20 protein-coding genes are annotated in these 20,032 nt (G+C 68.5%); 6 read left to right on the forward strand and 14 right to left on the reverse strand.

Annotation, left to right across the window (positions count from 1 at the left end; all coding sequences use genetic code 11):
• Nucleotides 1-134 precede the first annotated feature (134 nt).
• The 4 genes from ACM6LR_RS29695 to ACM6LR_RS29710 are packed head-to-tail and all read left to right on the forward strand — an operon-like array spanning nucleotide 135 to nucleotide 2,454.
• Complete coding sequence (locus ACM6LR_RS29695; protein ID WP_414944986.1) at nucleotides 135-512, forward strand: GntR family transcriptional regulator; 378 nt, start codon at nucleotides 135-137, stop codon at nucleotides 510-512.
• Nucleotides 509-1,396, forward strand: a complete 888-nt coding sequence (locus tag ACM6LR_RS29700; RefSeq protein ID WP_414944987.1) for an ABC transporter ATP-binding protein — start codon at nucleotides 509-511, stop codon at nucleotides 1,394-1,396. The genes ACM6LR_RS29695 and ACM6LR_RS29700 overlap by 4 nt, the downstream gene beginning before the upstream one ends.
• Entirely contained in the window at nucleotides 1,393-2,079 is a 687-nt protein-coding gene (locus tag ACM6LR_RS29705) for an ABC transporter permease (RefSeq protein WP_414942131.1), read from the forward strand. Before ACM6LR_RS29700 ends, ACM6LR_RS29705 begins: the two co-directional genes overlap by 4 nt.
• A gap of 27 nt (nucleotides 2,080-2,106) precedes the next feature.
• On the forward strand, nucleotides 2,107-2,454 hold the full coding sequence (locus ACM6LR_RS29710; protein WP_414944988.1) for a DoxX family protein: 348 nt from the start codon (nucleotides 2,107-2,109) through the stop codon (nucleotides 2,452-2,454).
• A gap of 116 nt (nucleotides 2,455-2,570) precedes the next feature.
• Here the strand turns inward: ACM6LR_RS29710 and ACM6LR_RS29715 are convergent, their stop codons facing one another.
• The 13 genes from ACM6LR_RS29715 to rsmD form a co-directional block, all read right to left on the reverse strand.
• Nucleotides 2,571-3,755: an MAB_1171c family putative transporter gene (locus ACM6LR_RS29715; RefSeq protein ID WP_414942129.1), complete on the reverse strand. Its 1,185-nt coding sequence runs from the start codon at nucleotides 3,753-3,755 to the stop codon at nucleotides 2,571-2,573.
• Nucleotides 3,752-4,315 carry a hypothetical protein gene (locus ACM6LR_RS29720; protein ID WP_414942128.1) on the reverse strand — a complete coding sequence of 188 codons (564 nt, stop codon included), beginning with the start codon at nucleotides 4,313-4,315 and terminating at the stop codon, nucleotides 3,752-3,754. Before ACM6LR_RS29720 ends, ACM6LR_RS29715 begins: the two co-directional genes overlap by 4 nt.
• A 1-nt stretch (nucleotide 4,316) precedes the next feature.
• Nucleotides 4,317-4,757: an XRE family transcriptional regulator gene (locus ACM6LR_RS29725; RefSeq protein ID WP_414942127.1), complete on the reverse strand. Its 441-nt coding sequence runs from the start codon at nucleotides 4,755-4,757 to the stop codon at nucleotides 4,317-4,319.
• A 68-nt stretch (nucleotides 4,758-4,825) separates the two neighbouring features.
• Nucleotides 4,826-5,686, reverse strand: coding sequence for a bifunctional DNA-formamidopyrimidine glycosylase/DNA-(apurinic or apyrimidinic site) lyase (mutM, locus tag ACM6LR_RS29730; RefSeq protein ID WP_414942126.1), 861 nt, complete (start codon nucleotides 5,684-5,686; stop codon nucleotides 4,826-4,828).
• A gap of 225 nt (nucleotides 5,687-5,911) precedes the next feature.
• The gene (rnc, locus tag ACM6LR_RS29735) at nucleotides 5,912-6,658 is read right to left on the reverse strand and encodes a ribonuclease III (protein WP_409490137.1); all 747 of its coding nucleotides are present in this window, start codon (nucleotides 6,656-6,658) and stop codon (nucleotides 5,912-5,914) included.
• Between the two features lie 15 nt (nucleotides 6,659-6,673).
• Complete coding sequence (rpmF, locus tag ACM6LR_RS29740) at nucleotides 6,674-6,856, reverse strand: 50S ribosomal protein L32 (protein ID WP_005160412.1); 183 nt, start codon at nucleotides 6,854-6,856, stop codon at nucleotides 6,674-6,676.
• Between the two features lie 72 nt (nucleotides 6,857-6,928).
• Entirely contained in the window at nucleotides 6,929-7,546 is a 618-nt protein-coding gene (locus ACM6LR_RS29745; RefSeq protein ID WP_414942125.1) for a YceD family protein, read from the reverse strand.
• A 589-nt stretch (nucleotides 7,547-8,135) separates the two neighbouring features.
• Nucleotides 8,136-8,861: a DivIVA domain-containing protein gene (locus tag ACM6LR_RS29750; RefSeq protein WP_414942124.1), complete on the reverse strand. Its 726-nt coding sequence runs from the start codon at nucleotides 8,859-8,861 to the stop codon at nucleotides 8,136-8,138.
• A 120-nt stretch (nucleotides 8,862-8,981) separates the two neighbouring features.
• Nucleotides 8,982-9,749 (reverse strand): hypothetical protein, encoded by a 768-nt coding sequence (locus ACM6LR_RS29755; RefSeq protein WP_414942123.1) that lies wholly within the window; start codon nucleotides 9,747-9,749, stop codon nucleotides 8,982-8,984.
• Nucleotides 9,749-10,264 (reverse strand): RNA polymerase sigma factor, encoded by a 516-nt coding sequence (locus ACM6LR_RS29760; RefSeq protein WP_414942122.1) that lies wholly within the window; start codon nucleotides 10,262-10,264, stop codon nucleotides 9,749-9,751. The genes ACM6LR_RS29755 and ACM6LR_RS29760 overlap by 1 nt, the downstream gene beginning before the upstream one ends.
• A gap of 67 nt (nucleotides 10,265-10,331) precedes the next feature.
• Entirely contained in the window at nucleotides 10,332-11,018 is a 687-nt protein-coding gene (locus tag ACM6LR_RS29765; RefSeq protein ID WP_414944989.1) for a ribonuclease domain-containing protein, read from the reverse strand.
• Nucleotides 11,019-11,117: 99 nt separating this feature from the next.
• Nucleotides 11,118-11,600 carry a pantetheine-phosphate adenylyltransferase gene (gene coaD, locus ACM6LR_RS29770; RefSeq protein WP_414942120.1) on the reverse strand — a complete coding sequence of 161 codons (483 nt, stop codon included), beginning with the start codon at nucleotides 11,598-11,600 and terminating at the stop codon, nucleotides 11,118-11,120.
• Nucleotides 11,601-11,654: 54 nt separating this feature from the next.
• Entirely contained in the window at nucleotides 11,655-12,227 is a 573-nt protein-coding gene (gene rsmD, locus ACM6LR_RS29775) for a 16S rRNA (guanine(966)-N(2))-methyltransferase RsmD (protein WP_414944990.1), read from the reverse strand.
• A 104-nt stretch (nucleotides 12,228-12,331) separates the two neighbouring features.
• Here rsmD and ACM6LR_RS29780 point away from each other — a divergent pair, with 104 nt between their 5' ends.
• Nucleotides 12,332-14,446, forward strand: a complete 2,115-nt coding sequence (locus ACM6LR_RS29780) for a HelD family protein (protein WP_414942118.1) — start codon at nucleotides 12,332-12,334, stop codon at nucleotides 14,444-14,446.
• Between the two features lie 259 nt (nucleotides 14,447-14,705).
• Here ACM6LR_RS29780 and ACM6LR_RS29785 read toward each other — a convergent pair whose 3' ends face one another.
• Nucleotides 14,706-18,500, reverse strand: a complete 3,795-nt coding sequence (locus ACM6LR_RS29785) for a helix-turn-helix domain-containing protein (RefSeq protein WP_414945061.1) — start codon at nucleotides 18,498-18,500, stop codon at nucleotides 14,706-14,708.
• A 194-nt stretch (nucleotides 18,501-18,694) separates the two neighbouring features.
• Here ACM6LR_RS29785 and ACM6LR_RS29790 point away from each other — a divergent pair, with 194 nt between their 5' ends.
• The gene (locus ACM6LR_RS29790) at nucleotides 18,695-19,690 is read left to right on the forward strand and encodes an LLM class flavin-dependent oxidoreductase (RefSeq protein WP_414942117.1); all 996 of its coding nucleotides are present in this window, start codon (nucleotides 18,695-18,697) and stop codon (nucleotides 19,688-19,690) included.
• Nucleotides 19,691-20,032 lie beyond the last annotated feature (342 nt).

Below are 20,032 nucleotides of genomic sequence, written 5' to 3' on the forward strand. Positions count from 1 at the left end.
GAAGGTACCACGCATTGCACAGTAGTGCGCACGGCGGAGGCGACTTGCGCCCGAGGGGAGGTTCATGGGTTACTTAGTCCAGTAATGAACCACCGCACCTGGCACAGGTGCACGAAGACTGGGACGGAGGTGTCGTGCTCGACGAAGGAACACCCCTGTTCGTGCAGATCGCCGAACAGATCGCCGACGACATCGCCGAGGGAAGCCTGGCCGAGGGGGAACGCGTGCCGTCAACCAACGAACTCGCCGCCTTCTACCGGATCAATCCGGCGACGGCGGCCAAGGGCATCAACGTGCTCGCCGACGACGGCCTGCTCGAGAAACGGCGCGGCATCGGCATGTTCGTCACCGATGGAGCGCGGGAGAAGCTGCTCACCGACCGGCGGAAACGGTTCGCCGAGCAGTACCTCGAGCCGATGCTGGTCGAAGCCAGGCGCCTCGGCATCAACGACGAAACCCTGATCTCGCTCATCCGCGGGAACGGACACCGGAACGGAGGACCCGCCGCATGACGCCGACCATTTCGACCACCGGCCTGACCCGGCGCTACGGCGACCACCTCGCACTCGGCGATGTCTCGGTCGACATCGAAGAAGGCAAGATCACCGGCCTGCTCGGCCGCAACGGCGCGGGCAAGAGCACCTTCCTGCGCATCGTCACGGCGCAGGAGTTCGCCACCGCGGGCACGGTCCGCGTCTTCGGGGAGAACCCGATGGAGAACGAGCGGGTGCTCCGGCGCATGGTGCTCGTCCGCGAAGACCAGCAGTTCCCGGATTTCAAGGTGCGGCACGCCCTCGCGGCGGCGTCCTGGTTCTACCCGAACTGGGACGCAGAACTGGCCGACACCCTGCTCCGCGACTTCGACCTGCCGCTCAAGCGGCCGATCAAGAAGCTCTCGCGCGGGATGCGCTCGGCGTTGTCGATCACGCTCGGGCTGGCGGCGCGAGCGGAACTCACGCTGCTCGACGAGCCGTACGCGGGCCTCGACGCCGTCGCCCGGCAACTGTTCTACGACCGGTTGCTCGACGACTATTCCAGTCATCCGCGCACGGTGCTGCTCTCCACGCACCTGATCGACGAAGTGGCCGATCTGCTGGAGCACGTCGTGATGATCGACAAGGGCCGCGTCGTCCTCGACGCGCCCGCCGACGAACTGCGCGGCTCGGCCGCGACGGTCAGCGGGCCGGCCACGGCGGTGGAGGCCTTCGTCGCCGGCCGCCGGGTGCTGCACCGCCGCAAGATCGGTTCGCGGGCTTCGGTCACCGTCGCCGACGCACTCGACGTCGCCGCGAAGGCACGGGCACAAGCCCTGCACCTGAAGCTGGAACCGTTGTCCCTGCAGCAATTGATGGTGCACACCTCCAACGGACAGATCGCAGAGGAGGCGTCCGCATGAACACCCTGATCACTGTCGCGCGTTATCACCTGGTGGACCGGCTCCAATACCTCGTCCTCCCGGTCGGCGTCACACTCTTCGCGTTCTTGGTGAACCTCACCATCTTCGCGACCTTGCAAGAAGAAAAAGAGAACTACTCCGGCGGCCTGTTCACGCTCTTCGTGTTCATGTTCGTCTGCGGCGCCTTGAGCATGACGAAGTCACTGCCGTTCGGGCTCGCGCTCGGCGTGTCGAGGCGGTCGTATTACCTGGGCACCGTCCTGCTGATCGCCGGATTGTCCGCGCTGTATTCGGTCGGGATCGTCGTGTTCCAGGCGATCGAGGAAGCCACCGGCGGCTGGGGGCTCGAACTCAACTACTTCCGGGTGCCTTGGCTGCTCGACGGCCCCTGGTATCTGACGCTGCTCACTTCGTTCGTGTTGCTGACGCTGATGTTCGTCTACGGCATGTGGTACGGCCTGATCTACCGGCGCGCCGCGGTGCCGGGTGTCGTCGTGTTCGGCGCGGCGCAGGTCCTGGTGCTGCTGGGCATCGTGATGGTGCTCACCTGGACCGACTCCTGGTCGAAGATCGGCACCTTCTTCAGCACGCTGACCGTGGGTGGGGTGACCGGGGTGCTCGCGGTGCTGGTGGCCATCGCCGCCGGCGGCGGGTTCGCCACGATGCGCCGCGTCACGGTCTGAAAGTCCTTCCACACCAAGGAGTTCGTCATGGCCGTGGCTTGTGTGGTGCTGGCGTCGATGCTGGCCGCGATCTTCGCCCCGCTGGGGGTGGCGAAGATTCTGCGTCAGTCGTCGGTGATCGCCCGGACCGAGAGGCTCGGCTTCTCCGTCCGGGCGATCCAGGGGATCGGCGCCCTCGAGGTCGTCGGTGCGGTGGGACTGGTGGCCGGGATGTTCTGGGCACCCATCGGCGTCGCCGCGGCGATCGGCCTGGTGGCGTTGCTGATCGGCGCGGCGATCTCGCACCTGCGGGCGGGCGACGGGGCCAAGGAGGTCGTCCCGTCGATCTGGCTCGGCCTGGTCTCGGCGGCCGCCGCCGTCCTCGCGGTCGTGTGATCAGACGGGTAACACACGTGATCAGACGGCGAACTCGCGTGATTAGACGGCGAACTCCTGTGTTACCCGTCTAATCACGTGTGTTATCCATTCAATCACGTGTGTTACCCGTTCAATCACGCGAAATCGGCCTCGCGGGCACGGTCCCGGATCCGTCCGACCACAGTGGACCGTCGCCAAGCGTGCGTGACCTCCACCAGCCACGCCGCTTCGGTGGCGATGTCGGGCTCTTCGAGGTAGGTCGCCGGAACGTCGTCGGGGGCGTACCGGCGGCCCGCCTCGGAGGCGACGAGCGCGGCGGCCAAGGCCGCGGCCTCGATCGTCGCGGGAACACGGGCTGCGGGGATCTTCGCCTTGCGTGCCTCGGCTTCCGCGACCGGCGGGATGTCCGGATCGAAGTACGGGCGCAGCGCGAGATGGCCGTCCCGGATCTCGATGACCCGGCGGTACAAGGCGAATTCGACGCCACCCGGCATACCGGGGCCCGGGTCCAGCGCGATTCCCGGGACGGCCTCGCGCATCGCGGTCCACAACGGTTCGATCCGGCGGTAGGTCCGGTACGTGCCGAGCAGGCGGAACGGGGTCGCCAGCGCCGGACCCCACACGCTGAGCGTCGCGCCCGCCCCGGCGAGGCCGACGCTCAACGCCGCCAGGATCGACGAGAGCGTGTCCTCGCCGGCGTCGACCTCACCGGTGGTGGCGAGGATGTAGATGTCGTCGACGTCCCAGAAGGTCCAGCCCAGCGCGGCGACCCCACCACCGACGAGCAGCCACAGCCCGGTGCGAAGCGGGCCGGGATCGGCATGGCGCGCGAAACGGGCGAAGACGATCGAGAAGGTCAGCAAGCTGATCAGGCCGTACGCGAGGAAAGCGACGTTGTACGCGACGAACCAGCCGAGCCTGCCAGGACCGGCGGCGGTGTGTTCACCGACGCGATAACTGTCGGAGAGCAGGAAGAGCGCGATTTCGGCGGCCACCACGGTCCAGGAAAGCACCACGTGCCAGCCGATCCGCTTGCCCTCCCCCAGTTTCAGCGAATGCGCGAACGCGACCGCGAAGGCCATCGCGCCGATCTTGAGCAAGTCGGCCGCGAGATTGCGAAGACTGCCGATGGGCTCTTCGATGCCGACGGCGTTCTCCATGGCCGGGGTGAGCAGCATGATGCCGCCCGCGATGCACATCCCGAAGGCGCTCAGGAACCACATCCGCCGCAACGGCTGGGTGTGGCGAGCCTGGATCAGTTTGTAACCGAAGCCCGCGAAGGCCACCACGCAGCAGAAGTACGCGATGGTCTCGGTCATGGCAGGCGCCGCTTCCGGCTGCCGAAGAGGTTGTCGACCCTGGCCATCCCACCGGCGAGGTCGCTCCCGCTCTCATCGGTGTGCGCCACTCCGCGCACCGCCGTCCTGGCGACGCGCTGCGCGAGGAGGCTGGCGAGCAGTTCGGCCTCCCGTTCCTCGACGGCGCTGTAGCTCGTGCGGCCGAGAACACGGCGGACGAGTTCGGGCGACAGGTTCGGCATGAGGGTCTTGCTGGCGGCGGCGTCGAGCGCGATGCCGTCGGCGCCCGCGTCCGAACCGACGTGACCGCACAGCAGGTGGCCGACCTCGTGCAGGAGGATATGCCGCCGGTGCAGGGCGGTCGTGTTGGTCGGGTAGAGGATGTAGTCCGCGCGTTCGGTGCTCATCAAGAGCCCGCACGGGCCACTGGAGGGGACGTCGACCTGCATCAACTCGATCGGGCGGCCGCGTTCAGCCGCCAGTTCGGCGGTGAAGGCCTCGGCGTTGAAAGGCTCGGGGAGGCTCACACCGTCGGCGAGGTTCCGGCAGCGTCGCCACAACTCCTTACGGCCGCGGTCCACCTCACACCTCCCTCTTCGGGCCGCCCCGTCCGGATTCTCTGCGGGCGATCGCGTCGATCATGTCGCTGATGGTGTCGAGCCCGTCGGGCGAAAGCGTTACAGCGCGCAGTGCCACGTCGCGGACGCCGGCGTCGCGGAGTGCGCCGAGGAGCGCGAGTTCTTCGCCGATCTTGGCGCTCTGCTCGTCGTCGAAGAAGTACGCCGGCGAGACGCCGAAGAACTGGGCGAGCGCCTCGAGATGGCGTTTCGTCGGGTTGTCGCGGCGCCCCGTGCGCAACTGCCAGAGGTAGGTCGTCGAGAAACTCTCGCCGGTGGCCTCACGGCAGGCCTTGGCGACCTCCTCATGGCTGTACGGCTCACGATCGGGTCTCAGCACGATCTGGAACAGCTTGTCGATCTTTTCGGCGAGCGTCGTCTTGCCGGGCTCGGTCGCGGCCACCATCCCACTCCCTACATGTCGTGCCCGTTCATGCTAGTTGACGCGGTGCCCGCATTCATACACGACAGTTTTCACCTCACGCGCGGGCGTGGCTGACATCGCGGACAGGAGAACGACGAGCGGTTCATGAAGGGATCACGACGGATGGCCGTCCCGCATCGGCCACAGGGCAGGCCTTCCTGGCCGTAGGCGTCGAGCGACCGGTCGAAGTACCCGGACTGGCCGTTGATGTTGACGTAGAGCGCGTCGAACGACGTCCCACCCGCGACGAGCGCGGCGGCCATCACCTCACTGGCGGCGGTGAGCACGGTCCGGCCGTGGGCCGCGGTGAGTTTGTCGGTCGGACGGGCCCAGTGGAGCTTGGACCGCCAGAGGGCTTCGTCGGCGTAGATGTTGCCGATGCCGGAGACAAGGGTCTGGTCGAGCAGAGCGCGTTTGATCTCGGTCCGCCTCGACCGCAGCGCGCGAACGGCCTGATCGAGGTCGAAGCGCGGGTCCATCGGGTCGCGGGCGATATGCGCGATGGTGCTCGGCAGCGCCGTCCCGTCGACCTCGGTGAGTTCCGCGAGCGCGAGACCTCCGAAGGTCCGCTGGTCCACGAAGCGCAACTCCGGCCCGTTGTCGGCGAAGCGGAATCGCACGCGAAGATGCTTCTCGTCAGGTGCCTCTTCGGGCTGGACGAGCATCTGGCCGCTCATGCCGAGGTGGGCGAGCATGGCCTGACCGTCCGACAGATCCAGCCACAGATACTTGCCACGACGGCGCGCGGCGGTGATCTTGATGCCGGAGAGCCGTCCGCTGAAGTCCTCCGCGCCGAGTTCGTGGCGGCGGATCGCGCGGGCATGGAGAACTTCGACCTCGGTGATCGTCCGGCCGGAGACGTGTGCCTCCAGCCCGGCACGGACCACCTCGACCTCGGGGAGTTCGGGCATGCGTCCGATTCTCCCACCGGCCAACGGAAGGTCACGCCCAGCTGTGGGCTTTCGTCGACGGACAGAGGCCGGAGCCGCGAACAGGCCTTCGGTCTCGACCAGCCCGCGGGCTCCGAGCCGCCGGTCGCCGGGATAGCCAGCGAAAACGCCTCCGCCGCCCTCTCACAGGTGACCTGAACGGTCGTGCGAGTGGCGGCGGAGTGCGAGAAACGCTCTTGAGGCGACTCAGGTTGTTTTCGGCGGCTGTTCGATGTCGAGTTCGGCCGAAAGCTGGCGCCAGGCCGTCTCGGCGGCCTTCTGCTCGGCTTCCTTCTTGGTCGTCCCCGAGCCGTAGCCGAGTTCACGCCCGCCGACGAGCACGGTGGCACTGAACTCCTTGCGGTGATCAGGACCGGTGTCCTCGACCTTGTACTCGGGCACGCCAAGCCCTGCCGACGCGGTCAACTCCTGGAGACTGGTCTTCCAGTCCAGGCCGGCACCGCGCAACGGCGCTTCGGCGAGCAGACCGTCGAACAGGTGGTGCACGAGTTTGCGTGCGAGGTCGATGCCGTGCTGCTGGTACGCGGCGCCGATGACGGCTTCGAGCCCGTCGGCGAGGATGCTCGCCTTGTCCCGGCCGCCGGTGAGCTCTTCGCCCTTGCCCAGCAACAGATGCGTACCCAGTCCGCCTTCGCCGAGGCCGCGCGCGACCCTGGCCAGCGCGTGCATGTTGACCACGCTGGCACGGAGCTTCGCGAGCTGACCTTCGGCCAGGTCGGGATGCGTGTTGTAGAGGTGGTCGGTGACGACCAGACCCAGCACCGCGTCCCCGAGAAACTCCAAGCGCTCGTTCGGCGGCAACCCACCGTTCTCATAGGCATAAGAACGGTGGGTCAGCGACAGCGTCAGCAGCTCGGGTTCGATGGTGATCCCGAGCGCCTCGAGCAGTGGTGCGGGGTCAGCGGGTGGTCCACCGGCCGACTTACCCCCCATGTCGTCAGCTGCCGATCAGGCGGGCTCGACGACCTGGCGACCGTTGTGCTGGCCGCAGGCCGGGCACGCGATGTGCTGGAGCTTCGGCTGCTTGCAGGCGCGGTTGGAGCAGGGCACCAGCTGAACCGGAGCCGCCTTCCACTGGCTGCGGCGCGCGCGGGTGTTGGATCGCGACATCTTCCGCTTCGGGACGGCCACGAGTAGATCTCCTTCAGACGGTCTGCCCGCGGTCGCGAGCGAACTTGCTTCTCCGGAACGAGCTGGTGCTCGTCAGGCTTGCTTTCCGGGGCCATCGGCCTGGTCATCGCCCGTTTCGTCACCGAAACGGCTCACCAGTGTGGCCCACCGAGGATCTATCTTCTCATGCCCGTGCCCGGGCTCGAGATCGGCCCACTTGACGCCGCATTCGATGCACAGACCCTGGCAATCCTCGGTGCACAACGGGGCAAGCGGCAGCGCGAGCACCACCGCGTCACGGACCGTCGGCTCGAGATCGATCCGGTCGTCCACCAGACGGGGGATCTCGTCCTCGTCGGTGGTCTCCTCGGTCGCGGAGCCGGGATAGGCGAAGAGTTCGGTCAGGTCGACCTCGACGTCCTCGGTGACCGGGTCGAGGCACCGCGAACAGTGCCCCGTCGCGACGGCGGAAGCCGTGCCGCTGACGAGGACGCCCTCGACGACCGACTCGAGGATCAGGTCGAGTTCCAGGCTGGAGCCGGCGTCGATGGTGATGACGTCGGGCACACCGAGCGCGGACTCGACGGGGATGGCGCGTTGGACGGCCTTGCTCAGGCCGGCGTGGCGGCCGAGCTCGCGGGTGTTGAGCACCCAGGGGCTTCGGTCGTCCAGTTGCGCAGGCCTGGCCTGCGGCGACTTGTTCTCAGACATCGATCACCAGGGTACGCAGGTACCGCCAGCGGTTTACGGTCAGGCTTGGTAGCAGGCCGCGGTGGCGGGCCATGGGGGCAGCGACCCTCTGACACGCCACCTTTGCCCTACCCCTCAAGAGAGGTACCTCCGGTGGATGAGTCGGGATCGCAGTCCTTGAAGGACTCGGAACACTTGGCCGGTCGCCCCAGTAGCCCTGTCAGTCACAACCACGGCGCGTGAAGGTCCCCTCCCCTCGGCTCAGCCGAGGAAACTCGATCCCCACGTACCTGAAGGCCCCTTCCTTGCGCTAGGTACCAGGGTCCCGGCAAAGTCGCGGGGCTGCTGGTCAGCGCTGCTGGCGGCAGTCCAGGCTTGACATTTCTGGTGCCTGCCCAGGGCCGAGTGGGGAGGATTTGGGACGGTGAACGTCCGCAATCTTCCCCACTCGGGCGTGTACCGGAGGGGGCACTTCCCTGAACCTCTGTTGATCAAGCTCCGCGACCGGTGTGACCCCGCGAGGATGAAGGAAATTGGGACAACCTTGCGCTAGGCGTAAGGAAGGGGCCTTCAGGTACTTCCGGCGGGCAAACCGCGCGACAGGACTGAGTCAGGCCTGGTAGTCGTAGAGCGACGTACGGCTGTTGCCCGGCAGGTTGACCGGGGACCGCAGGTGGTTGCGCCCGGAGTCGACCGTCCGCAGCGTGGTCGCCAGCAGTTCGGAGAACTCGGCCAGCTTGCCGTCGACGTAGGCGTCGCAGTCGGTTCGCTGCTTGTCGGCCTCGACGTGTGCCTCGTCGACGATGCGGGCCGCCTCGCCGTGGGCGGCCTGGACGACCTCGGTCTGCGAGACGAGCCGGGCCTGTTCGACGCGGCCGTCCTCGATGGCGCGTTCGTAGGCGTCGCGGCCCGCCTGGATCATCCGCTCCGACTCGGCCCGCGAGCGGTCGGTGAGGTTCTGGAACTCGGCCTGGCCGGCGGCGACCATCCGCTCGGCCTCGCCGTGCGCGTCGCTCATCATCTGCTCGGCGCGGGCGCGGGCGTCGGCGAGGATGCGCTCGGCCTCGGCCTGCGCGTCGGCGACCGCGCGGTCCGCCTCGGCGTTGGCCGTCGAGACGGTCTCCGCCGCCTCGGTGCGCGCGGTCTGGATCAGCTGATCACGCTTGTCGAGGACGTCCTGCGCGTCGTCCACCTCGCCCGGCAGGGCGTCGCGGATGTCGTCGAGCAGCTCGAGGGTGTCCCCGCGCGGTACGACGCAACTGGAGGTCATCGGCACGCCGCGGGCTTCCTCCACGATGGTGACGAGCTCGTCGAGCGCCTCGAAAACCCGGTACACGGCACACTCCCTACCTACAGCGATCCCCACATTCCCTGAGCTCAGTTTGCCCTCATCACCGTCGGAAGGGGTGAAAGCGCGCGGTACCGGGCGTGTCCCGCCCGGTACCGCGCGCCATGATCACTTCGGGACGAACGCCGGATCCAGGATCAGCGCCAGCAGCTGCTGGTCGGTCAGGGACGGGCGAACGCGGGCGGCGTCGTCCAGCGTGCCGAGGTCGAAGATGTTGACCGAGCCGCCACCGGGCCGGAAGGCGATCGCGTTGCGGGTGACGGGATTTCTGACCGAGAAGCCTTGGCCGACGATGATGTCGCCTTCCGTCCCGTCCGCCGACTTCGGCGCGGTTTCGGCGATCACGACGAAGTTTCCGTCCGGCTGGGGAAGTTCCACGCACCGCGTCGGCTTACGGTCCGACCCGATACCGTCGGGCCTCTTCCCCAGGTCGCACCGGTCTTCGCGCGGATATCCGTCCTTGGTGCTCGCCGGACCGCTGATCGTGAGGTTGACGCCTCGCGGCCTCCCTTCCTCGTCGGTGTACCTGATTTCCGAGGTCTTCAGGTCCCCGTACCCCACGAAGTTCCTCACTTCGATGTCTTTCGCGCCGACGATCACCTTCGGCACCACGTCCTTCAGGTGCTGGAGATCGTCCTTCGGCACGGGCGGGGCCTGCTGCGACGACGCGGCGGGCGCGAGCCGCTCAGGGCCGCCTCCCGGCGCCACGATGACCACTGCCGCCGCGATCACCGCCAGTGTCGCGGCCCCCGTCGCGACGATCCCTCGCCGGTTCCGGGCCTTCTTCGCCGCCGTCCCGGCGACCTCGTCCGGGTCGAAGCCGAGCGGCGGCTCGGCCAGTTCGATCCCGCGCAGCCTGTTTTCGAGTTCGTCCATCACGCGCTCCTCCCGAAGACAGCCTCGTCGTGCTGTCTCTGCATGGCCGCGCGGAGGGCGTCGAGCCCTCGCGCGGCCTGGCTCCTGACCGTCCCTTCCGAACAGCGCAGCGCGACGGCGACCTCCGCGACCGGGAGATCGGCGCAGTAGCGCAGCACGACGGCGGCGCGCTGTTTCGGTGGAACCTCGGCGAGGGCGCGAAGCAGCGAATCCGAGATCCCGGCGTCAGCCGGGGCTGTGGGCTCTTCGGGGACGACGCCGTCGCGGTTCTCTCTGCTCCGCCACGGTCGCCGCCGCTCATCGAGCCAGCAGCGCATCAGGATCTGCCTCGTGTAGTTGTCGACGGGCCCTTTCCGGCGGACCTTCGGCCAGACCCGGTAGAGCTTCATGAGCGCGGTTTGGACAAGATCCTCCGCGAGATGCCAGTCGCCGCAGAGCAGGTACGCCGTCCGCCTGAGCGGTAGCGCCTTGTCCCTGGCGAACTCCCTGAAGCTCGCATCGTCCCCAGCCCGCATCGTGCCTCCTCATCCGTGTTCCGGTGTAACTCACGGACGGGGAGGCACGGAACGTTGCACGGACGGCTCAGCCGTTGAGATTCACCAGCTTGAAGGTCGCGTAGCGGTCCGGGGTGTAGACGATCTCGCCGCCCTTGCCGGAGATCACGCGGTCGCTCGTGCCGACGGGGAACAGCTGGTAGTAGCCGGCGGCGCACGACGGCAGCACGCCTTCGCGGTTCTCGTAGACCGTGCCGGTCGCGCCGCCGCGGGCCTTGTCCACCACGGACTTCGCGGCGGAGGACAGCGTCGAGTAGCCGACCTTCGTCAGCTTCGAGGTGTCACCGCAGGACGGTGACGGCGCGCCGTTGACGTCGATCACGGAGAAGGACCTGTAGTGGTCCCCGGTATAGAAGTACTCCCCGCCGGTCCCGGTCACGATGCGGCGCGTGCCGCGGTTCGAGGAGCCCGGGGTCGGGACGGTGTACTCGTGGTAGTAGCCCGAAGCACACTTAGGGAGAATGTTCTCCCGGTTCGAGAAGACCGTCCCGTCCTTGTCCGGATACGGGTACGGCCCACCTTTCTGGATGAGGTTGTACGTCGTCGTCGCCTCGGCGGGCAGCGAAGACAGCGACGAGTGTTTGAAGCCGGTGAGATCCCCACAGGGGTTTTGCTGGATCGAGACGGAGGCGGCCTGCGCGGCACTGATCCCCCCGAAAAAGGTGACTACCAGAACGAGCAGCGCGGCGGCGATCCGCGATCGTTTGTGGGTCATTTTCGGACCGTAACCCGATCGTGTATTCACCAGGAGGCGTCGAGATGAACTCTTCATCGCCGCTCACCACTGACCGACCAACGGCTTCGGCCGTTCGGGTCAACCTCGTTCGGAGTACTTCTCCCCGAGGCGTTTGAACACCACCGGCGGCACCAGGTGCTCGATGTCGCCACCGAGCGCGGTCACCTCTTTGACCAGCGAGCTCGACACGAACCCGTACTCCGGGTTGTTCGCCATCAACAGCGTTTCGAGCCCGGTCAGCTCGCGGTTCATCTGCGCCATCTGGAGTTCGTAGTCGAAATCGCTGACCGAGCGCAGCCCCTTCGCGACCGCGACGATGTCGTTCTCACGGCAGTAGTCGACCAGAAGTCCCTGCCACGAGTCGACGCGCACGTTCGGCAGCTTCGCGGTGATCTCGCGCAGCATGTCGATCCGCTCCTCGGTGGTGAACAGGCCCTTCTTGCTCTTGTTCACCCCCACCGCGACGACGACCTCGTCGAACAGCTTCGCCGCCCGCTCGATGATGTCGAGATGTCCATTGGTGGCCGGATCGTAGGACCCGGGACAGACCGCACGCCGCATGGCGCGGACGCTACCAAGGAGAAGGCACCCCTGCGCGTTCATCCGTGCGCCGTCTCACACCTGATATTCCGCCCAGTAGAGCGCGGTGTCGCCGTAGCGCTTCGTCCGCATCGGCTCGAAGCCCGGCGGCCAGTCCGGCTCGCCGTCCCGCGCGGCCCGCTCGATCACCACCAGCGCCCCGTCCGCGACCCACTGGCCCGCCGCCAGCGCGGCCATGACCTCTCCCAGGCGGGTGGAATCCACAGCGTACGGAGGATCCGCGAGGACGATGTCGAACATTCCCGGCGCCGGAGCGGCGACGACGGACTCGACGGTCCCGGCACGGACCGTGCCGCCGAGTCCCAGCGCGGCGACGTTCCCCTTGAGCACTTCGACCGCGCGCCGGTCGTGTTCGACGAACAGCGCGCCCGCCGCGCCCCGCGACAGCGCCTCCAGCCCGAGCGCGCCCGAACCGGCGTAGAGGTCGAGGACCTGGGCCCCCCGCAGTTCGCCGGCGACCTCCAACGCGTTGAACAGCGCTTCACGCACGCGTTCCGACGTCGGCCTCGTGCCCTTCGGCGGGACCTTCAGCCGCCTGCCGCCCGCGGTCCCCGCCACGATCCTGGTCATTGGGGCATCGTGCCTCAACGGCTTCCGCCGTGACGTTGGACGGGACTTGGTGAAGCCGCCGCCCAGCTCGCGTAGAGTCGTCCTTCGCCCTCGGAGGCGATAGAAGCGTTTAGGAGCGTTGCGTGTCCGAACCTCGGGTCAGACGGGCCGAGATCGCCATCGAGCAAGCCCATGTGGACACGGTCTACACCAGGCTGGCCGAACTGCGAGCCCAGGCTGAGGCCATGCGTGCCAAGGGCTATGAGATCGGCCATGGCGCCGGGCGTGAAGCGATCTTCGAACAGGCGTCGATGCTGTTCGAGCGCGACATGATGGTTTTCCACGCCAACCAGACCCTCCAGACCCTCGACGCGGAGTACGAGGGCCTGGTGTTCGGCAGGCTCGACCACCTCGACGACGACCACATCTACGTCGGTCGTCTCGGCATCCGCGACGCCGAGTTCGACAACCTCGTCACCGACTGGCGCGCGCCCGCGGCGGCGGCGTTCTACCAGGCGACCGCCGAGGAGCCGATGGACGTCGTCCGGCGCCGGGTGATCCGGTGCTCCGGCCAGAACGTGCTCGACGTCGACGACGACGTCCTGATCGCCGGCGCGGTCCCCGAGAACATGCGGATCGTCGGCGAAGGCGCGCTGATGGCCGCGCTCGGGCGGTCGCGTGGCGAGAAGATGCGGGACATCGTCGCGACCATCCAGAAGGAGCAGGACGAGGTCATCCGGGCACCGTGGCGCGGTGTCACCGAGATCACCGGCGGCCCCGGTACCGGCAAGACCGCGGTCGCGCTGCACCGCGCGGCGTACCTGCTCTACCGCCACCGCCGCCAGCTCGGCGGCGCGGGTGTGCTGGTGATCGGCCCGTCCGGGGTGTTCACCAGCTACATCTCGCGGGTGCTGCCGTCGATGGGTGAGACGAACGTCGAACTGCGCGCGCTCGGCGAGGTCCTCGACGGCCTCGAAGCGACCCGTCAGGACCCGGCCCCGCTGGCGGCGATCAAGGGGTCGCTGCGGATGCGCAAAATCCTGCTGCGCGCGCTGCGGGACGCGCCGGAAGACGCGCCCGAGGACATGAAGATCGTCTACCGCGGCGAGGTGCTGCGGCTGAACGCGCGTGAGCTCGACAAGGTGCGCCGCAAGGTGCACACCGCGGGCGGGCCACCGAACCGGTCGCGGATCCGCGCCGCCGAGCTGCTGCTCGACGCGCTCGCCTCGAAGGCCGAGCAGCACGCGAAGGACGACGGCCGTCAGATCGACAAGGCCGAACTGGTCGCCGAACTCGGCGAGCGCATCGAGTTCCACCGGTTCCTGGTGGTCTGGTGGCCGATCCTGTACCCGGCGCAGATCCTGCGCTGGCTCGGCGCCGAGAAGCGGCTCGCCGTCGCGGCGAAGGGCCTGCTCAACCGCGGTGAGATCAGCATGCTCGCCGCCGACTTCGCCGATCGTTCGCGTGGCTGGACGATCGCGGACATCGCGCTGCTCGACGAGCTGCGCGTCCTGATCGGCCCCCCGCCGAAGCGGCGCAAGGGCAGGCAGAGCATCGAGGTCAACCCGGAGCGCGGTGGTGCCCCGGCCAGGCCCGAGCACTACGACGAGTACTCGCACGTCGTCATCGACGAATCGCAGGACCTCTCGCCGATGCAGTGGCGGATGGTCGGACGGCGCGGCAAGTACGCGAGCTGGACCGTGGTCGGCGACCCGGTGCAGAGCTCGTGGCCGGATCCGGCCGAGGCCGCGATGGCGCGGGACCAGGCCTTCGGGGTCAAGACGACGCGGCGCCGGTTCACCCTGCGCACCAACTACCGGAACTCGGCGGAGATCTTCGATCTGGCCGCGAAGGTCGTCGCCGGGCACGCCGAAGCCGACGAGCTCCCGCGCGCGGTGCGGCAGACCGGCATCACGCCGGAAGTCCGTCCGGTCGAGGCCTCCGGACTGGAGGCGGCGACGCAGGCCGCGGTGAAAGAGCTGATGGGGGCCGTCGAAGGCACCGTCGGCGTGATCACCGCGATGGACCGGGTGCCCGAGGTCGAGGGCTGGCTGGGCGAGCTTTCGGACGAGCGGCTCAAGGTCGTCGGCAGCCTCGACTCCAAGGGCCTCGAGTACGACGCCGTCGTACTGGTGGAACCGAACGACCTCATCACGGAGTCGACCACCGGACGCCGGGTGCTGTACGTCGCTCTCACGCGAGCGACCCAGCAGCTGACCGTGCTGGCTTCGAACCCGGACTGGATCCCCGCCGCCTGACCCCTCGCCGCCGCGTTTCGTCCTCTAGTTGCGGTAGTTGCGATCGCGTACTACCGCAACTAGAGGACTACTTGCGGTAGATAAGCTGAAGGGCTCCTTCAGGGCACTGGTGTATGTCCTGAAGGAGCCCTTCAGACCCCCGGTGAGTGAACGACATCGGGACGCATCGCACGTCCAGGGGTATTTCTAGCGTCTAATCGTTGTTCGGTGTCACGGCGCTTCCACCGAACAACAACGCCGAACAACGAATTGGCGGTGGTCAAGGGCACGGAGGCCGGTACTCGAGCCCAGCCAGGTGTTGCTCCCACTCTGCCGCCGTGATCCGCGGGTAGACGGTCGCGCAGATGCGTTCGGCCGCCCGCTCCGGGCTGGCTTCCCACAACCGCACGCTGCCGTCCGCGACGGAGCCCGCGAGGGTGTGCCCGTCGGGAGCGAACGCCACCGCGTTGACCCGGTCGACATCGTCGGTCAGGGTCGCCGTTTCGCGGACCGCGCCCGGATCGGAGACATCCCATAGTCGCACGGACCGGTCGTAGCTGCCGGTCGCGAAGGTCTTCCCGTCCCCGCTGAACGCCACCGAGATGACGTTGTCGGTGTGCCCGGTGAGCAGTGCGGCCTCGCGAGGCGCCGCCGGGTTCGTCACGTCCCAGAGCCGCGCGGTGCGGTCGGCGCCGCCGGTGGCGGCGAATTCGCCGTCCGGGCTGTAGGCCACCGAGAACACCGTGTCGGTGTGTCCCTTCAGCACCGAAAGCTGCTTCGGCGCCTTCGCCAGGGAGATGTCCCATAACCGCGCGGTGTGGTCCCAGCCACCGGTCAGCAGGGTGCGGCCGTCCGGGCCGAACGCGATCGAATGGACGTCGTCGTCGTGCCCGGTGAGGGTCGCGAGTTCGACGGGTCTCCGGATGTCGGCCACGTCCCACAGCTTCACCGTGTGCCCGCTGCCCGCGGTCGCGAGCGTCCGCCCGTCCGGGCTGAACGCGACCGGGTCGACCTCCTCCTCTGGCCTGGTGAAGACGCCGGCGTCGACCGGTTCACGCGGATCGCTGACGTCGATCAGCCGCATCGTGTGATCCCAGGAGCCCGCCGCGAGTGCCCGGCCGTCCGGGCTGAACGCGAGACCGCAGACACCCTCGCTGAAGCCGGTGACCTTGCTCAGCTCACGCGGGTTGCGGGTGTCGGTGACGTCGACCAGGCGCACCGCGCCGTCCTGACTGCCGGTGGCCAGCAGTTTTCCGTCGGAGCTGAACACCGCCCGGCACGCCGACCTCGCCGGACCGCTGATCGCGGGCCCCGGCAGATCCCACAGCCGCACCGTCTGGTCGTCGCTCGCGGTGACCAGTGTGCGGCCGTCGCGGGAGAACACCGCCCAGACCACCGCCGCGGTGTGCCCGGTGAGCAGGGGTTTCTCGCGTGGCACCTTCGGATCGGTGACGTCCCACAGCCGCGCGTTGCGGTCGAAACCGGTCGTGGCCAGCGTCGTCCCGTTGGGGCTGAACGCCACCGACCGCACGATGGTCCGGTGCGCGGCCATCGTTCCCAGCGGCGACGGCGCCAGCGGGTCGGCGATGGTCCACAGGCGCGCGGTCTGGTCCGCGCTCGCGGTGGCCAGCGTGCGACCGTCCGGGCTGAACGCCGCGGCGTGGACGAGGCCGGTGTGCCCGGTCACCACGCCGAGCGGCTTGGCCGTGCGCGGGTCGGCGACGTCCCACAGCCGCGCGGTCTTGTCGGCGCCGGTCGAAACGAGTGTCCGCCCGTCGGGGGCGTAGGCCAGCCCGTTGATGTTGCCGGTGTGCCCGGTGAGGGTGGCCATGAGCATCGGCCTCGCGAGATCGCGGACGTCGAACAGCCGCACCGCGCCCTCGCCGTCCGCGGTGGCGAGCACCGCCGCCTTCGGGCTGAACGCCACCGCGTTGACCCGGCTCGGATGCGCCCCGACCACCACGCCCGACCCGGGTTTCGCCGGATCGGCGACGTTCCACAGGCGCGCGGTGTCATCCCAGCCCGCCGTCGCGACCGCACCGCCGTCGGCGCTGAACGCCACCGAGTTGACGTTGGCGGTGTGCCCGGACAGCGTGGCCAGTTCGATCGGCCGATGGGGGTCCTTGACATCCCACAACTTGGCCGTCTGGTCCCAGCTCCCGGTCACCAGCACCTGGCCGTCGCCGCGCAGGGCGGTCGAGTTGACGCGGTTCGCGTGCCCGTCGAGGCGGGTCGAATACGGCGACTCGAACATCCCGAGCACACTGCTGCGGGTCTCCGCCCCCGGATCGATGCGGTACGCCGCCAGCGCGAGCTGCGCGGCCAGCGCCGGGTTCGTCTCCCGCATCCCGCCTGCCTGCCCGGCGACCTTCTGCGCGAGCGCGCTGTTGCGCTGGCTGGTCGCGGTCTGTTCGGCCCGGACGGCGTACACCATCGCGGCCGTCGCCAGCACCAGCAGCACGGCCAGCAGCGCGACCAGCTGGCGCAGCCGCCGCGTCCGGCGCCGCGCGACGGCCTGCTCGTGGTTCTCGATGGCCACGCTCGCGTCGAGGAACCGGCGTTCGCGCTGGGAGAGCGCGCTGTCGTGCGCGCTGGCCCATTCCACGGCGATGGCCAGTCGTGCGCCACGGTGGAGCCAGCCGTCGTCGCGGCCGACCGATTCCCACGCGTCGGTCGCCTCGGTGAGCTGGCGGTGCACGCGCAGGCCCTCACGGTCCTCGGCGAGCCACTCGCGCAGGCGCGGCCAGCCGCGGATCAGCGCCTCGTGCGCGATCTCGATGCCGTTGTCGTCGAGGGTGACCAGCCGTGACGACGCCAGCCTGTCCAGCACGACGGCGACGTCCGGGTCGTCGGCGTCCACCTCGTCGCGGGTGATGCGGCGTTTGGTGTCCTCGGTGCCTTCGCCGAGCGCCGTCATCCGCAGGAAGATCTGGTTCGCCAGCCGCTGCTGACGTTCGCTCAGCGCGGTGAAGGTGTGCTCGGAGGTCTGTGCGACCGACCGTTCGATCCCGCCGGTGGACTCGTAGCCGGTGAGGGTGAGGGTGTTGCCGTGGCGGCGGCGCCAGGTCTCCAGCAGTGCGTGCGAGAGCAGCGGCAGCACGCCGGGCTGCCCGGTCGCGTCGGCGACGAGTCGTGAGACCAGCGCGTTCTCGACGCGGTACCCGGCGTCGATCGCCGGTCGCGAGATGGCTTGCCGCAGTTCCTCGGTGCTCATCGGGCCGACGAGGATCTGCGCGTCCTGCATGGCCTCGACCAGTTCGGGATGCCGCGCGCAGTGCGTGTAGAAGTCGGTGCGGATGCCGAGGACTACCCGGGTCCGGCTTTCCGGCTCGGTCGTCGCGGTGATCAGCGCGGACAGGAAGGCCGCCCGCTCGTCGGCGTCCTGGCAGAGTGTGAAGACCTCTTCGAACTGGTCGACGACCAGCACGACGTCGCCCTCGCGGTCGGCGACCAGCTGACGGGCGGCGAGGCCGAGGTTGCGTGGGTGTCCGGTGAACTCGGCGAGCAGCCCGCCGGGCGCGAGCCCGAGCGCGGCGCCGAACTGGACGGCGCACTCCTGCAGCGGCCGGGAACCGGGGGACATCAGCAAGGTGACGGACTTTTCGCCGACGGCGGGCACCAGGCCCGCCCGGAGCAACGACGACTTACCGGAACCGGAGGCGCCCAGAACGGCGAGAAATCGCTGCCCCGAAAGCCTGGTGACGAGTTTCTCGACAAGTCGTTCGCGACCGAAGAATCGGCTCGCGTCATCCGGCCCGAATGCGGTCAACCCGATATAAGGGGCCGATTCCCCATTCGACGGGACAACCGGTGAATCGCTGACTCCAGCGCGCGTCCGCTCGGTCACGTCGTGCCATCGGGCCGCCCACTCCGCCTCGGGCCCGTCACACGCCCGGACGTAGGCCAAGGCCACCGCCAAGCTGGGCATCTTCTTCCCGCCGGCGGCCTCGGACAGGGTGCCCGCGGAATAGTGGGCACGCCTGCCCAGCTCGCGGTACGTCGGGTTTCCGGCTTTCTCCCGCAATCGCCGGAGATCGGCGGCGAACTCCAGCAACGGATCGTCCCCGGGGTCCAAAGGTCGCTCCGGACGCGGCACCCCTTAATCCTTTCTTTGCAGTGGTTTTCCCACGCTCGCATTCGGTGGCAACCGTACCGTGGAAACGGGCAAAGTCAGTCGAGTACGGGCCTGATCACGTCGGTTAATTTCGATCGCCCGACAGGTGTCCTGAGTCACGGGAAGGGATCAGGTGCCCGCCGCGTTGTACGGGCGTGACCTCTTTGCCTGACATCCCGCTGTCCGTGCTCGACCTCTCGCCCGTCGTGGCCGGGGGCGGTGTGGGCGATTCGCTGCGCAACACCCTCGACCTGGCCCGCCGGACCGAGGAACTCGGCTATCACCGGTACTGGCTCGCCGAGCACCACAACATGCCCGGTATCGCGAGCTCCGCGACCGCCGTGATGATCGGCCAGGTCGCGGCGGCCACCGAACGCATCCGGGTCGGCTCCGGCGGGGTCATGCTGCCGAACCACGCGCCGCTGGTGGTGGCCGAACAGTTCGGCACCCTGGAGGCGTTCCACCCCGGCCGGATCGATCTCGGCATCGGCCGCGCCCCCGGCACCGACCAGCGGACGGCGCTGGCGCTGCGCGGCCCCGGCGGGCTCACCGCCGAGAACTTCCCGCAGCAGTTCGCGGAACTGCTGGCCTACTTCGAGCACTCCGACCAGCGCGCGGTCAACGCCGTGACCGCCGAGGGCAACAAGCCGCCGGTGTGGCTGCTCGGGTCGAGCGGCTTCAGCGCTCGGATGGCGGGCGAACTGGGCCTGCCGTTCTCGTTCGCGCACCACTTCAGCGCCGAGAACACACTTCCCGCCGTGGCCATCTACCGCGACGCGTTCAAACCGTCGGACGTCCTGGACGAGCCGTACGTGATGCTCGGCGTGTCCGTGGTGGCCGCCGACACCGACGAGCGGGCCCAGTACCTGGCCGCCCCGAGCGGCCTGACCTTCCTCAGCCTGCGCAAGGGCCGCCCGATCCCGCTGCCGACGCCGGAAGACGCGGCGGCCTACCCGTACACCGACATCGAGCGCGTGTTCATCGAGGACCGGGCTTCGAGCAGCATCATCGGCTCGCCAGAAACGGTCCACAAGGGACTCGAGACGCTGCTGACCGACACGGCCGCGAACGAGCTGATGATCACGACCATGGTGCACGACCAGGCGGACCGGGTGCGGTCGTACGAACTGGTGTCCGACCTGGCGCGCTGAAGCCCTGAAGCCCTGGCGCTGGCCCAACTGCCCGACACGCTGGTCCGTGAAGGGCTCTTTGAGGGACTCAGGGTCCCTCAAGGAGCCCTTCACGGACCAGTTCAGCCGAGGAATCTCGACCTTCGCGCCACGGCGCCGGTACCGAGTGGGCCGGGTGGTCGTGAGTGGCGATTCGGGGTTAGGGCCAAGAGTGTCTTGGGCATCTACTGCCGGCTGGCCGTGTCGCGAAAGCCACTTTCGGGACATCTGATGTCGCGAAAGTGGCTTTCGCGACACCCGGGTGGGTCGTAGCACGCCCAAGGCATCCCTATCTACTGCGCAAGGCAAGGGGCAGGACCTCTT

The sequence above is a fragment of the Amycolatopsis sp. cmx-11-32 genome, from assembly GCF_047608695.1.
GTDB lineage: Bacteria > Actinomycetota > Actinomycetes > Mycobacteriales > Pseudonocardiaceae > Amycolatopsis.